The sequence below is a fragment of the Kitasatospora herbaricolor genome (assembly GCF_030813695.1).
Classification (GTDB): Bacteria; Actinomycetota; Actinomycetes; order Streptomycetales; family Streptomycetaceae; genus Kitasatospora; species Kitasatospora herbaricolor.
Genome location: NZ_JAUSVA010000002.1, coordinates 5,445,262 through 5,459,063, shown reverse-complemented (window position 1 = coordinate 5,459,063; position 13,802 = coordinate 5,445,262). Strand labels below are relative to the sequence as shown.

The following is a 13,802-nucleotide window of genomic DNA, read 5'->3' as shown; positions in this document are numbered from 1 at the left end:
AGTGGTCCAGACCTCTTCGGGTGACCCGGACGGCCGTCACCACGACCGGCCGGACGTGTCCGCGATCCGGCCACCTCTCGGACGCGAGCCACCCACCCACCTATGCTGGTCGCGTCGGACAGCGCGGTCCGCACGCGTCACCGTCATCCAGGTGACAAGAGCCGTTGCCGAACCCCACCACCACAGGGAGCCAGCCGTGACCGCTCCGGTCCCCACCCCGGCGGACAGCCCCAACCCCGCCGCAGGTCCGATCGCAGACAACGCAGCCCTGCGCGCGGACATCCGCCGCCTCGGCGACCTGCTCGGCGAGACGCTCGTCCGTCAGGAGGGCCCGCAGCTGCTGGGCCTGGTCGAGCAGGTCCGCCTGCTCAGCCGCACCGACGGCGAGGCGACCGCCGAGCTCCTCTCCGACATCGACCTGGAGACCGCGGGCAAGCTCGTCCGCGCCTTCTCCACCTACTTCCACCTCGCCAACGTCACCGAGCAGGTGCACCGCGGCCGCGAGTTCGCGACCCGCCGCGCCCGCGAGGGCTCGCTGCTCGCCCAGACCGCCGACCAGCTCGCCGAGGCCGACCCCAAGCACCTTGAGGACACCCTCGCCCACCTGGCCGTACGCCCGGTCTTCACCGCACACCCCACCGAGGCCGCCCGCCGCAGCGTCCTCAACAAGCTCCGCCGGATCGGCGAACTGCTGGAGCGCATCCACCGCGAGCACGTCGCCTCCGGCCTCTCCACCACCGACCCCGCCCGGCACAGCTCCGCCAAGCGCCAGGCCGACCGCCGCCTCGCCGAGGTCATCGACCTGCTCTGGCAGACCGACGAACTGCGCATCGCCCGCCCCGAGCCCACCGACGAGGCCCGCAACGCCGTCTACTACCTGGACGAGCTCTACCGCGACGCCGTCCCCGAGGTCCTGGAGGAGCTGCACGAGGAGCTCGCCCGGGTCGGCCTCACCCTCCCCGAGGGCGTCCGGCCGCTCACCTTCGGCACCTGGATCGGCGGCGACCGCGACGGCAACCCCAACGTCACCCCCCAGGTCACCTGGGACGTCCTCAACCTCCAGCACGAGTACGGCATCAAGGACGCCCTCGCCGCCGTCGACGACCTGCGCAACTCCCTCTCCACCTCCGAGCGGCTCGCCGGTGCCTCCGTCGAACTCCTCGCCTCCCTCAACACCGACCTCCACCTGCTCCCCGAGCTCAGCCCCCGCTACAAGCGGATGAACGCCGAGGAGCCCTACCGGCTCAAGGCCACCTGCGTGCGCCTCAAGCTGGAGAACACCCGCGAGCGCCTCGCCCACGGCACCCCGCACGTCGAAGGCCGCGACTACCGCGGCACCCGCGACCTCGTCGCCGACCTGCGACTCATCCAGGACTCGCTGCGCAGCCACCGCGGCGAACTCATCGCCGACGGCCGCCTCGCCCGCGCCATCCGCACCATCGAGGCCTTCGGCCTCCAGCTCGCCACCATGGACGTCCGCGAACACGCCGAGGCCCACCACCACGCCCTCGGCCAGCTCTTCGACCGGCTCGGCGAGGAAGCCTGGCGCTACGCCGACATGCCCCGCGAGTACCGCCAGAAGCTCCTCGCCAAGGAACTCCGCTCCCGCCGCCCGCTCGCCCCCACCCCCGCCCCCCTCGACGCCGCCGGCACCAAGACCCTCGGCGTCTTCAACACCATCCGGGAGGGCTTCGAGCGCTTCGGCGACGAGATCGTCGAGAGCTACATCATCTCCATGTGCCAGGGCGCCGACGACGTCTTCGCCGCCACCGTCCTCGCCCGCGAAGCCGGCCTCATCGACCTGCACGCCGGCATCGCCAAGATCGGCATCGTCCCGCTGCTGGAGACCACCGACGAACTCCAGGAAGCCGACCGCATCCTGGACGAGATGCTCTCCGACCCCTCCTACCGGCTGCTCGTCTCCCTGCGCGGCGACATCCAGGAGGTCATGCTCGGCTACTCCGACTCCTCCAAGTTCGGCGGCATCACCACCTCCCAGTGGGAGATCCACCGCGCCCAGCGCCGGCTGCGCGACGTCGCCCACCGCTACGGCATCCGGCTGCGCCTCTTCCACGGCCGCGGCGGCACCGTCGGCCGCGGCGGCGGCCCCTCCCACGAGGCCATCCTCGCCCAGCCCTGGGGCACCCTCGAAGGCGAGATCAAGGTCACCGAGCAGGGCGAGGTGATCTCCGACAAGTACCTGCTGCCCTCACTGGCCCGCGAGAACCTCGAACTGACCATCTCCGCCACCCTCGCCGCCTCCGCCCTGCACACCGCACCGCGCCAGGCCCCCGAGGAACTGGCCCGCTGGGACGCCGCCATGGACCAGGTCTCGCAGGCCGCCCACGACGCCTACCGCGCCCTCGTCGAGCAGGAGGACCTCCCGAAGTACTTCTTCGCGGCCACCCCCGTCGACCAGCTCGCCTCCCTCCACCTCGGCTCCCGCCCCTCCCGCCGCCCCGACTCCGGCGCCGGCCTCGACGGCCTGCGCGCCATCCCGTGGGTCTTCGGCTGGACCCAGTCCCGCCAGATCGTCCCCGGCTGGTACGGCGTCGGCTCCGGCCTCGCCGCCGCCCGCGCCGCCGGCCTCGGCGACGTCCTGGACGAGATGCACGGCCAGTGGCACTTCTTCCAGAACTTCCTCTCCAACGTCGCCATGACGCTGGCCAAGACCGACCTGCGGATCGCCCGCCACTACGTCGAACAGCTCGTCCCCGCCGAACTGCACCACATCTTCGACCAGATCGTCGCCGAGCACGAGCTCACCCTCAAGGAGGTCCTGCGCCTCACCGGCGAGAGCGAACTCCTGGAGCACAACGAGGTGCTGAAGCAGACCTTCGCCGTCCGCGACGCCTACCTCGACCCGATCTCCTACCTCCAGGTCGCCCTGCTCCGCCGCCAGCGCGAGCTCGTCGCCCAGGGCCGCCCCGAGGACCCGCTGCGCGCCCGCGCGCTGCTGCTCACCGTCAACGGCATCGCGGCCGGCCTGCGCAACACCGGCTGACCGGCACCCGACCGCACCACCGACGACACACCACCGCGCCCGCCGGAACACCACCGGCGGGCGCGGTGCTGCCCGGGCCCTCCCGGCAGGCCCCGAGCCCCCGCCGGCCCCGGAAAACACTCAGGGCCGGCCCCCGTCATCCGGAAACCGGCCCACGGCCGAACCTCGTCCTCGTCCTCGTCCCACCGCACCCGGCGGCCGCTCCGCACACCGCAGCCGCACACCGGTCGCCTGGACCGGTCACCGGTCACCGGTTCAGTGCTGGTCCAGCACCCCGGAACGGCGCCGCTTCAACCACAGCGCCGCACCCCCGGCCACCACCACCAGACCGCCGCCCACCGCGACCAGCCCCGCGTCCCCGCCCATCGAGTCGCTCAGCACCGGCGCGAACTCCGCCGAGGCCGGCGCCGGGGAGGAAGCCACCCCCGTACCGGGCTCCGATCCCTCCGCGTGCGCCGGGCCGGCCATCGAGATCAGCACCCCCACCGCACCCGCCGTACCGACCCGCCGGCCCAGCCGCGCCAGCCGTACCACCCGCGTGCGACGCACCCGCCGCACCCGCCGCAAACTCCGCATCGAGCACTCCCCAGACCCCATCGCGTACCCGACCGACCGTATCCGATCGGCCGGGCGCACCTCACACCGGATCAGATGAGGACGGGCAAGCGTTGTAACACCGTTGCGTACGGCGCGCACCGTGCCGCACCCGCTCCCACCAAGCCCTCACCGGCCGGTCCGGGCGGTCCGCGGCCGCACCTGACCGGCGGTCAGCCGGCAGGTGGACGGCGGCGGACGGGCCGGCGGAGGTCAGGTGTTGTACGTCGCCTGCGCCCGCTCCAACCCCTCCGACACCAGCGCCTCCACCGCATCGGCGGCCCGGTCCACGAACCAGTCCAGCTCCTTGCGCTCCGCGGACGAGAAGTCCTTCAGCACGAAGTCCGCGACCTCCATCCGACCCGGCGGCCGCCCCACCCCGCACCGCACCCGGTGGTACCCCGGGCCGAGCGCCTTGGTGATCGACTTCAGGCCGTTGTGCCCGTTGTCACCGCCGCCCAGCTTCAGCCGCAAGGTCGCGTAGTCGATGTCCAGCTCGTCGTGGACCGCCACGATCGACGACGTCGGCGCCTTGTAGAAGTCCCGCAGCCCGGTCACCGGACCACCCGACAGGTTCATGAACGTCATCGGCTTGGCCAGCACCACCCGCTGCCCCGCCAGCCGCCCCTCGGCGACCTGCGCGCGGCTCTTGTGCGCCTTGAACTTCGCACCCATCCGCTGCGCCAGCAGGTCCGCCACCATGAACCCGATGTTGTGCCGGTTGCGGGCGTAGCCCTCCCCCGGATTGCCCAGGCCGGCCACCAGCCAGGGCCCTGTGTACTCGTCGTCGCTCATCAACCGCTCCTCAACGTGCCGTCCAGCACATCATCCCGGACGCACCGCTGCCCCGGCCCTCCGAAGGCGGAGGGCCGGGGCAGCGGGCTGTTCAAGCAGTGCGCGAGGCTCAGGCCTCGGCAGCGGCCTCGGCGGCCTCGGCGTCGGCGTCGGCCTGCGAGGCCTGGGCGCCGATGACCTGGAGGACGACGGTGTCGGCCTCGACGGCCAGCGTGGTGCCCTTCGGCAGGGTGATGTCACCGGCGGTGATGGAGGCACCGGCCTCCAGGCCCTCGACCGACACGGTCACGGACTCGGGCAGGTGGGTGGCCTCGGCCTCGACCGGCAGCGCGTTCAGGACGTGCTCCAGCAGGTTGCCACCGGGGGCCAGCTCGCCCTCGGCGATGACCGGGATCTCGACGGTGACCTTCTCGCCGCGCTTCACCAGCAGCAGGTCGACGTGCTCGATGGAGCGCTTGATGGCCTCACGCTGCACGGCCTTCGGGAGGACGAACTCGTCCTTGCCCTCGATCGGCACGACCAGCAGGGCGTTCGGGGTCTTCAGCGCCATCATCAGCGCGTGGCCCGGCAGGTTCAGGTGCACCGGGGCGTGGCCGTGGCCGTAGACGACACCGGGGACGAAGCCGGCGCGACGGGCACGACGGGCGGCACCCTTGCCGAACTCGGTACGGGTCTCGGCGTCAAGGCGGATCTCGGACACGACTGCACTCCTCGTAATAAGAACTGGCGCGGGGGTGCAGGCAAACGCGAAAAAACCGCCGGGACCACACCCACAAGTACGTTCGGGGGTCACTCGGCGGCCTACGACCTCTGCCAGGAACCGGCGAAACCGGCCTGAGCAGCGCGTCGATCACGGAGCGCACACCCGCGGAACGGGCACACGACATCCCTCGCCGAGCAGTCTCACGAGTCTAACCGCACCGGCAGTCAACCGTGAAATCGGCAGCGGCCCCGGCCCACGAGGGGCCGGGACCGCTGCCGGACAGGTCGTCAGTGCACACCCGCGCCCGCCCGACGGCTCACCGCCGGGGCGCCGGCACGCACCCGGAACCCGAGAGCCCCGAGATCCCGAGACCCGAGACCCGAGATCCCGAGGATCAGTGCACGCCCTCGAAGAGGCTCGTCACCGAACCGTCCTCGAACACCTCACGGATCGCGGCCGCGATCGACGGCGCGATCGACAGCGTGGTGATCTTGTCCAGCTGGATCTCACCCGGCGTCGGCAGCGTGTTCGTGAACACGAACTCGCTCACCCGCGAGTTCTTCAGCCGGTCCGCGGCCGGACCCGACAGCACACCGTGCGTCGCCGCCACGATCACGTCCGCCGCGCCGTTCTCGAACAGCGCGTCCGCCGCGGCGCAGATCGTCCCCGCCGTGTCGATCATGTCGTCGACCAGCACGCAGACCCGGCCCTTGACGTCACCGACGACCTCGGCCGACAGGATCGTGTTCGCCTGCGTCATGTCACGACGCTTGTGGATGATCGCCAGCGGCGCACCCAGACGGTCCGACCACTGGTCCGCCACCTTCACCCGGCCCGCGTCCGGCGACACGATGGTCAGCTTCGAGCGGTCCACCTTCTCGCCCACGTAGTCCGCCAGCAGCGGCAGCGCGAACAGATGATCCACCGGCCCCGAGAAGAAGCCCTGGATCTGCGCGGTGTGCAGGTCCACCGCCATGATCCGGTCCGCACCGGCAGCGGCCAGCAGGTCCGCCACCAGACGCGCCGAGATCGGCTCCCGGCCGAGGTGCTTCTTGTCCTGCCGGGCATACCCGTAGAACGGCAGGATCGCGGTGATGCTCCGCGCCGAAGCCCGCTTCAGCGCATCGATCATGATCAACTGCTCCATGATCCACTGATTGATGGGAGCCGTGTGGCTCTGCATCACGAAGCAGTCCGCACCACGCGCCGAATCCAGGAACCGCACGTAGATCTCACCGTTGGCGAAGTCCAGCGCCTTCGTCGGGACGAGCTCGGTGCCCAACGACGCGGCCACCTCCTTCGCCAGCTCAGGGTGGGCACGGCCGGAGAAGAGCTTCAGCTTCTTCTCACCCGACGTCGTGATCCCGCTCACTGCACCGTCTCCTCGTGTTGCTTACGCACATGAACCCGCCGCACCGCGGGCAGGCAGCCGCCTGAAGCGATGAAGGTCGGGGATTGGCGGTACGCCCCAGCACAGCCCGAAAGCCCAATGGCGCACGTATGACCTCCAGGTTACGCGCCCGAGCGATAAGCGTCCGCTCCGGTACCAGCCCTCGGACCCCCCGACCAGCCCCGTCAGGCCTCCACCACCCCGTCAACCCCAGCACCCGCAGCAGCAGCCGCCTGGGCCGACGACGTCCCCGGACGCTTCCGCTCCACCCAACCCGGAATGTTCCGCTGCTGCGCCCGGCTCACCCCCAGCGCACCCGCCGGCACATCGTTCGTGATCACCGAACCCGCCGCCGTGTACGCACCGTCCCCCACCGTCACCGGCGCGATGAACATGTTGTCCGAACCCGTACGGCAATGGGCCCCGATCACCGTCCGGTGCTTGTTCACCCCGTCGTAGTTCACCGTCACCGAAGCCGCACCGATGTTGGTGCCCTCACCGATCGTGGTGTCCCCGATGTACGACAGGTGCGGCACCTTCGCACCCTCACCCAGCTCCGAGTTCTTGATCTCCACGTACGTGCCGACCTTCGCCTTGCGCGCCAGCACCGCCCCCGGACGCAGATACGCGTACGGCCCCACCGACGCCAGCTCGCCCACCACCGCACGATCCGCCGTGGTGTTGCTCACATGCGCCCCCGCACCCACCCGGGTGTCCCGCAACGTCGAGTTCGGACCCACCTCGCAGCCCTCACCCAGATGCGTCGAACCCTGCAGCTGCGTGTTCGGCAGCACCACCGCGTCCGGCTCGTACGACACCTGCACGTCCAGCCAGGTCGACGCCGGATCCACCACCGTCACACCCGCCCGCATCGCCCGCTCCACCAGCCGGTCGTTCAGCAGCCGACGCGCCTGCGCCAACTGCACCCGGTCGTTGATCCCCAGGATGTCCCGGAAATCACCCGCCACCACCGCACCCACCCGGTGACCACCGGTCCGCAGGATCTCCAACGTGTCCGTGAGGTACTCCTCACCCTGCACGTTGTCCGTCGTCACCCGGCCCAGCGCCTCCGCCAGCAGCTTCGCGTCGAACGCGTACACCCCCGAGTTGATCTCCGCGATCGCCCGCTGCGCGTCCGTCGCGTCCTTCTCCTCGACGATCGACGCCACCGCACCGTCCACGTCGTCCCGCAGGATCCGCCCGTAACCGAACGCGTCCGGCACCACCGCCGTCAGCACGGTCACCCCGTTGCCCTGCTCCTCGTGCGCACCCACCAGCGACGACAGCGTCGAACCCGTCAGCAACGGAGCGTCCCCGGTCGTCACCACCACCGTGCCGTCCAGCTCCACACCCGACTCCGCCAGCGACTCCAGCGCCGTCCGCACCGCGTGACCGGTGCCCTTCTGCTCCACCTGCACCACCGAACGCGCCGCCGGGTACCCGGCCGCCAGGTGCGCCTCCACCTTCTCGCGCATGTGCCCCACCACGACGACCAGCTGCTCCGGGCCCAACTCCTGCGCGGCAGCCACCGCATGGCCCACCAGGGACCGTCCGCACACCTCGTGCAGCACCTTCGGCAGGCTGTTCGACTTCATCCTCGTCCCGCCGCCGGCGGCGAGCACGATGACAGCGGCAGGGGAATTGGCACTCACGCTGGAGGCTCCTCGGTCGGTTCGCAGAGAGGGCAGAACAGCCTGAGGCTCAGCGAATCCGCACGTCCGTGCCTCGGCGCTACGAGGATAACCGGGGAGTCGAAACCGAACGCCGAGGCCAGAACCACATGGGTCCTGGCCTCGGGCTTTGCTCCGCCGGATGGACTCGAACCATCACTGCAAGGCTCCAAAGGCCTGCGGGCTGCCAATTACCCCACGGCGGACAGTTGCTCAGACCCTACCGGAGTCCGCCGCGCACTGTGCATCAGCTATGCCGCTCCACCAGCCGTCGATCTTCCAGTAGAGATCTGCGCTGCCGAGAACGGTGATCCTCAGGCAGCCCCGATGGGTCTCACTCACATTCTTCCGGTTCGTCCTGGGGTTGTGCCGCTTCACTGACGGGCTGTTGAAGGACATCGGTCCCGCCCCGACAACCCCTGCCCAAAAACGCTCGGCCCCGAGGATGTCAGCCGTCTCATGGATCTGCACCGAGTAGCGGCGGCGGTCCTTCGTAACACCCACAAGATCGAGCCAGGCCTCGAAGAAGCGGATGACCGAGGGATCGCTGTTCACAAAGATCACTCTCGCGTCCGGCTTGGCCTTCGCGCCCTCTGCCCAGTACAGGGCCGCTCCCACCAAGAACAATTCGCGCTCGCTGAGGGGGCCGATCTCTGCGGCAGCTGCCTTCCTCCGCGCGTTGCGAGCCTCCGTCCGCCGGGCGGCAGCGGCCACCTGCCGTTCTGTCCCGCTGTATGCCCGTGCTTTGCGCGGAGGCTTGGGCAGGTCCCGCACCCACAGCGATATGGAGCTCTTCGAGACCCCCAGCGCAGCCTGGATCTCGTCGTAGGTCCGGCCCTCGGCGCGCAGGCGGCGGGCGGTTTCGCGGTGTTCGGTCTTGGCTCTCATACCGGGGAGTCTGGTGACCCCGCGTGGGGCTACTGGCGGGTTTCGGGGTCGACCATCCGTTCGGGTGAAAACGCTAAAGCCCTGTTGGGATCAGTCGCGGCGCACTTCCCTTGGGGTGCCGCACAACCTACGATGCCGTAGGTTACGCCTTCGTAGGCTCCCCTCCCCCTCCCTCTAGGGATGCTCCATGACTGTCCAGGCAGGCCAGGAACGCACTTCGCCGCCCGATCCCACTCCCCAGCAGCTGGTCTCCGCCACCCGTGGTGGCGAGAAGCAGGGGACCGCCGAGCGGGTCACGCTCGCGCTGTTCATCGGCGTGCCCTTCCTCGCGCTGCTCGCCGCCGTGCCGGTGGCCTGGGGCTGGGGTGTCGGCTGGCTCGATCTCGTGATCGCGACCGTCATGTACTTCGTGGCGTGCCACGGGATCACCATCGGCTTCCACCGCTACTTCACGCACGGTGCCTTCAAGGCGAACCGGGCGCTGCGGCTGACCCTGGCGGTGGCCGGCAGCCTGGCGATCGAGGGGCCGCTGGTGCGCTGGGTGGCGGACCACCGCAAACACCACCGCTTCAGCGACAAGGAGGGCGACCCGCACTCGCCCTGGCGCTACGGCGAGAGCGTCCCGGCCCTGCTGAAGGGCCTGTGGTGGGCGCACATGGGCTGGCTCTTCGACGAGGAGCAGACCCCGCAGCAGAAGTACGCGCCGGACCTCATCGCCGACCCGGCCATAAGGGCGATCTCGCGGCTGTTCTGGGTCTGGACGCTGATCTCGATGATGCTGCCGCCGCTGGTCGGCGGGCTGGTCACGATGTCCTGGCAGGGGGCGCTGACGGCGTTCTTCTGGGGCTCGCTGGTACGGGTCGCGCTCCTGCACCACGTGACCTGGTCGATCAACTCGATCTGCCACGCGATCGGGGAGCGGCCGTTCAAGTCGCGGGACCGCTCCGGCAACGTCTGGTGGCTGGCGGTGCTGTCCTGCGGGGAGTCCTGGCACAACCTGCACCACGCGGACCCGACCTCGGCCCGGCACGGGGTACTGCGCGGGCAGATCGACTCGTCCGCCCGGCTGATCCGGTGGTTCGAGAAGGCGGGCTGGGCGCGTGACGTCCGCTGGCCGGACGCGGAGCGGATCGCCGCCCGCCGCGCCGCATGACCCGTCGGCTGCAGCATGATGTAGGGGTGAACGGGAGCAACGGAGACAGCGCAGACGGCCGGCGGACCTCGCGGACGGGGGCCGCGGCGGGTGCCTCGACCGGCCGGCGCGCCGCTGCCCCGGCGGCCCGGCCGCGCGGCGGCCGGGTCCGGATGACCGGCAAGCAGCGCCGTGAGCAGCTGCTCGACATCGGGCGTTCCGTGTTCGCCGAGCGGGGGTACGACGGGACGTCGGTGGAGGAGATCGCCGAGCGTGCCGGGGTGTCCAAGCCGGTGGTGTACGAGCACTTCGGGGGCAAGGAGGGGCTGTACGCGGTGGTGGTGGACCGCGAGATGCAGCTGTTGCTGGACATGGTGACGGGGGCGTTGACCGGGGGGCATTCTCGGGAGTTGCTGGAGCAGGCGGCGTTCGCGTTGATGGATTACATCGACACGTCGACGGACGGTTTCAAGATCCTGGTGCGGGATTCGCCGGTGGCCCAGTCGACGGGGACGTTCGCGTCGTTGATCAGTGACATCGCGACGCAGGTGGAGGACATTCTGGGGCTGGAGTTCAAGGCCCGGGGGTTCGACGCGCGGTTGGCGCCGATGTATTCGCAGATGTTGGTGGGGATGGTGGCGCTGACGGGTCAGTGGTGGCTGGAGGTGCGCAAGCCGGGGAAGGCCGAGGTGGCGGCGCATCTGGTGAATCTGGCCTGGCACGGCCTGGAGGGGATGGAGCGGCATCCGAAGCTGGTGGGTGACCGGAAGGCCTGAGCGGGGCCGGGCGGGGCGCCGGTGCGGTCGGGCGGCGTGGCTGCCGGCCGCGGGTGGGTCAGCGGCGGACGGCGACGGCGAAGATCCGGCGGAACGGGAAGACGGTGCCGTGCGGTCCGGCGGGGTAGGCCTCGCGCAGGAGGGCGCCGTACTCGGCGAGGAAGGCGGCCTGGTCGGCGGGGTCGGTGAGCCGGCTGAGGACGGGCCGCAGGGCGGTGCCCTTGACCCATTCGAGGACGGGGTCGGGGCCGTCGAGCAGGGTGCTGTAGGTGGTTTCCCAGACGTCGGCGGTGCAGTGGGCGCCGGTGAGGGTGTCGAGGTACCGGGCGGGGGTGTGGACGCCGGCGCGGGTGGCGTCGTCGCCGAGGAGGCGGTGCCAGCGGGGGGTGCGGCGGAGTTCGGCGAGCAGGGTGTGGCTGGGGGCATCGAAGTTGCCGGGGACCTGGAAGGCGAGGGTGCCGCCGGGGCGGAGGGCGGCGGTCCAGGTGGGGAGGAGGGCGAGGTGGCCCCGGGGTTGTGCCGGGTGGCGGGGGTCGGCGTTGAGCCACTGGAGAGTGGCGTTGCTGACGATGAGGTCGGGGTGGTGGGGGGCGGGGTCGTAGGTGCGGGCGTCGGCGAGGAGGTAGTGGGCGTCGGGTTCGCCGTCGGTGCGGGCGGTGGTGAGCATGTCGGGGGAGTTGTCGATGCCGGTGATCCGGGCGTGGGGCCAGCGTCGGCGCAGGACGGCGGTGGAGTTCCCGGGGCCGCAGCCGATGTCGAGGACGGCGGGGGTGCGGGGTTCGGGGAGTGCGGGGACGCGGGCGAGGAGGTCGTGCAGCGGTCTCGTTCGTTCGTCGGCGAACCTGAGGTACTGCGCGGGGTCCCAGTGGGTGGTGGTCATGGCGGCCTCCCAAGTATCTCGACATCAAGATATCCACCGGCAGCATGCGCTTAACATTTCTCGACGTCAAGAGACTTCACATCGACACAACCCCCGATACACTGATCGTCATGGAGGACGAGGTCGACCGCCTGGTCGCAGCATGGCGCCGAGAGCGCCCCGACCTCGACGTGGAACCGCTTGAGGTGCTCAGCCGGGTCAGCCGGCTCGCCCGGCACCTGGACCGCGCCCGCCGCACCGCGTTCGCCGAGCACGGCCTGGAGCCCTGGGAGTTCGACGTCCTGACGGCCCTTCGGCGGGCCGGGTCGCCGTATCAGCTCTCCCCCGGACAGTTGCTCACCCAGACCCTGGTGACCTCCGGGACGATGACCAACCGGATCGACCGCCTCACCGGCAAGGGCCTGGTCAAGCGCCTCCCCGACCCGGACGACCGGCGCGGCGTGCTGGTCCGCCTGACCGACGACGGCCGCGACCGCGCCGACCAGGCCCTGGCCGGCCTGCTGGCGCACGAGCGGGCGCTGCTGGCCGAGCTGTCCGCCGGCCAGCAGGGCGAGCTGGCCGGGCTGCTGCGCCAGCTGGTCGCGCCCTTCGACAACGTGCCCGGCTAGGACCTGCCCGCAGGCCCGCCGACGGTTCGGCACACCGCCCCCACGCCCGGGGATCGTGCTCTCCCCCGCCCTGAGGTCACGGGCGGGGTGTTTCAGCCGGCGCGAGGCCCTTCGGTGGACGCCGGGGCGGCGGTCTGGGCGGCACTCGGGGTCACCGACGGCGGGACCGGTGGGCCGCCCTGTTCCGCAGGGCTGACGCCGGCCCGGCGGGCGACGGCCACCGCGGCGAGGGTGGAGTGGACACCGAGCTTCCCGAGCACGTTCTGCATGTGGGTGCGGACGGTGTGCGGGGAGAGGTAGAGCCGTTCGGCGACGGCCTGCCGCCCGAGCCCGCCGACCATGCAGCGCAGGATCTGCTTCTCCCGGGGCGTGAGGCTGTCGACCAGGCGCTCGCTCTCGGTGCGGTCGCGCCGGGCCGTGGTGAGCTCCCGGATGACCCCGGTGAGCAGGGCGGGCGGGAGGTGGGTCTCGTCGCGCAGGGCGCCCCGGACGACGGCGGTGAGGCGGGCCAGCGAGCTGTCCTTGGCGACCCAGCCGCAGGCGCCGGCGTGCAGGGCCCGGGCGGCGCGGCGGGGGTCGTCGGTCTCGGCGAGGACGACGGCGCGCAGGCTCGGGTGGTTGCGGCGGGCGCGGGCGATCAGCGTGATGCCGTCCGGGGGCGGGGCGCCGCCGCCCTCGGTGGGGCGGAAGGAAGGGTCCGCCGCCGGTGCCTCGGTGGCCCCGGGTGCGGCGGGCGGGTACGTGGTGCTGCCGACGCCCGGGGGCGGGGCGGCGCCGGAGCGGGCGGCGCGGCGGGGCGGGGGTACGCCGGGCAGGACGGGGGCGACCGGCGGCTGTGCCGGGCCCGCCTGCGGGCGGCCGGGCTGTCCGGGGGCCGGGTGCGCCGGGCCGGCGGGGGCGGCGTGTTCGAAGGGGGCCTGGGCCGGCCGGCGGGCGGTCGGGGCCGCGGGCACCGTGCCGAGGTCGGCGTCGACGAGGACGACGTCGAACGGGCGACCCTCGCGGGCCGCGCGTTCCAGCGCTCGTTCGGCCGCGCCCGCGCTCCCCGCCGCGCCCACCTCGATGTCGCTCTCGGCGGCCAGGGCCGCGGCGAGCGCCTCGGCGAAGATGCGGTGGTCGTCGACCACCAGGACGCGGATCCGCCCCACTTGTCACTCCCCCCAGCCAGGGCGCTGCCCCCACCCGGCAGCTGAATCAGCGTACGGGGTGGGGGGCGGCCTGGTGGGGATTTGGTGAAGTTTCGCCAGGGGATGGGGAATTGCGCGTCGGACAGGTCCTGCCGCGCCCCGGCCCCGGCCGCAGCCGGGGCCAGGCGGCACCGGGGTCGGCCCACCGGTCCGCCGGCGGGAGCGGGCCCGGGGC

The 13,802-nt window shown here is 71.6% G+C and carries 12 protein-coding genes and 1 tRNA gene; 4 read left to right on the top strand and 9 right to left on the bottom strand.

Going from position 1 to position 13,802, the window contains the following annotated elements; all coding sequences use genetic code 11:
* Positions 1-196 precede the first annotated feature (196 nt).
* The gene (ppc, locus tag J2S46_RS24260) at positions 197-3,004 is read left to right on the top strand and encodes a phosphoenolpyruvate carboxylase (RefSeq protein ID WP_370882230.1); all 2,808 of its coding nucleotides are present in this window, start codon (positions 197-199) and stop codon (positions 3,002-3,004) included.
* Between the two features lie 255 nt (positions 3,005-3,259).
* On the opposite strand, the gene J2S46_RS24255 is transcribed toward ppc, so the two are convergent.
* The 7 genes from J2S46_RS24255 to J2S46_RS24225 all read right to left on the bottom strand — a co-directional run bounded on the left by J2S46_RS24255 (position 3,260) and on the right by J2S46_RS24225 (position 9,044).
* Positions 3,260-3,553: a hypothetical protein gene (locus J2S46_RS24255; RefSeq protein WP_191291142.1), complete on the bottom strand. Its 294-nt coding sequence runs from the start codon at positions 3,551-3,553 to the stop codon at positions 3,260-3,262.
* Positions 3,554-3,811: 258 nt separating this feature from the next.
* Positions 3,812-4,393, bottom strand: coding sequence for an aminoacyl-tRNA hydrolase (pth, locus tag J2S46_RS24250; RefSeq protein WP_191291141.1), 582 nt, complete (start codon positions 4,391-4,393; stop codon positions 3,812-3,814).
* A 109-nt stretch (positions 4,394-4,502) separates the two neighbouring features.
* Complete coding sequence (locus J2S46_RS24245; protein ID WP_191291140.1) at positions 4,503-5,093, bottom strand: 50S ribosomal protein L25/general stress protein Ctc; 591 nt, start codon at positions 5,091-5,093, stop codon at positions 4,503-4,505.
* A gap of 397 nt (positions 5,094-5,490) precedes the next feature.
* Positions 5,491-6,468 (bottom strand): ribose-phosphate diphosphokinase, encoded by a 978-nt coding sequence (locus J2S46_RS24240; RefSeq protein WP_073924922.1) that lies wholly within the window; start codon positions 6,466-6,468, stop codon positions 5,491-5,493.
* A 203-nt stretch (positions 6,469-6,671) separates the two neighbouring features.
* Positions 6,672-8,138 carry a bifunctional UDP-N-acetylglucosamine diphosphorylase/glucosamine-1-phosphate N-acetyltransferase GlmU gene (gene glmU, locus J2S46_RS24235; RefSeq protein WP_191291139.1) on the bottom strand — a complete coding sequence of 489 codons (1,467 nt, stop codon included), beginning with the start codon at positions 8,136-8,138 and terminating at the stop codon, positions 6,672-6,674.
* Between the two features lie 151 nt (positions 8,139-8,289).
* Positions 8,290-8,362 (bottom strand) — tRNA-Gln (locus J2S46_RS24230).
* Between the two features lie 7 nt (positions 8,363-8,369).
* Entirely contained in the window at positions 8,370-9,044 is a 675-nt protein-coding gene (locus J2S46_RS24225; protein ID WP_191291138.1) for a hypothetical protein, read from the bottom strand.
* A gap of 187 nt (positions 9,045-9,231) precedes the next feature.
* Between J2S46_RS24225 and J2S46_RS24220 the strand changes: the two genes are divergently transcribed.
* Both J2S46_RS24220 and J2S46_RS24215 read left to right on the top strand, forming a co-directional pair.
* A complete protein-coding gene (locus tag J2S46_RS24220; protein ID WP_191291137.1) occupies positions 9,232-10,197 on the top strand; it encodes an acyl-CoA desaturase in 966 nt (321 codons plus the stop codon).
* Complete coding sequence (locus tag J2S46_RS24215) at positions 10,194-10,952, top strand: TetR family transcriptional regulator (protein WP_370882229.1); 759 nt, start codon at positions 10,194-10,196, stop codon at positions 10,950-10,952. The genes J2S46_RS24220 and J2S46_RS24215 overlap by 4 nt, the downstream gene beginning before the upstream one ends.
* A gap of 58 nt (positions 10,953-11,010) precedes the next feature.
* Here J2S46_RS24215 and J2S46_RS24210 read toward each other — a convergent pair whose 3' ends face one another.
* Positions 11,011-11,832, bottom strand: coding sequence for a methyltransferase domain-containing protein (locus tag J2S46_RS24210; RefSeq protein WP_191291136.1), 822 nt, complete (start codon positions 11,830-11,832; stop codon positions 11,011-11,013).
* A gap of 110 nt (positions 11,833-11,942) precedes the next feature.
* Between J2S46_RS24210 and J2S46_RS24205 the strand changes: the two genes are divergently transcribed.
* The gene (locus J2S46_RS24205) at positions 11,943-12,440 is read left to right on the top strand and encodes a MarR family winged helix-turn-helix transcriptional regulator (protein ID WP_073924928.1); all 498 of its coding nucleotides are present in this window, start codon (positions 11,943-11,945) and stop codon (positions 12,438-12,440) included.
* A gap of 92 nt (positions 12,441-12,532) precedes the next feature.
* Here the strand turns inward: J2S46_RS24205 and J2S46_RS24200 are convergent, their stop codons facing one another.
* Positions 12,533-13,588, bottom strand: coding sequence for a response regulator transcription factor (locus tag J2S46_RS24200; RefSeq protein WP_191291135.1), 1,056 nt, complete (start codon positions 13,586-13,588; stop codon positions 12,533-12,535).
* Between the last annotated feature and the right edge of the window lie 214 nt (positions 13,589-13,802).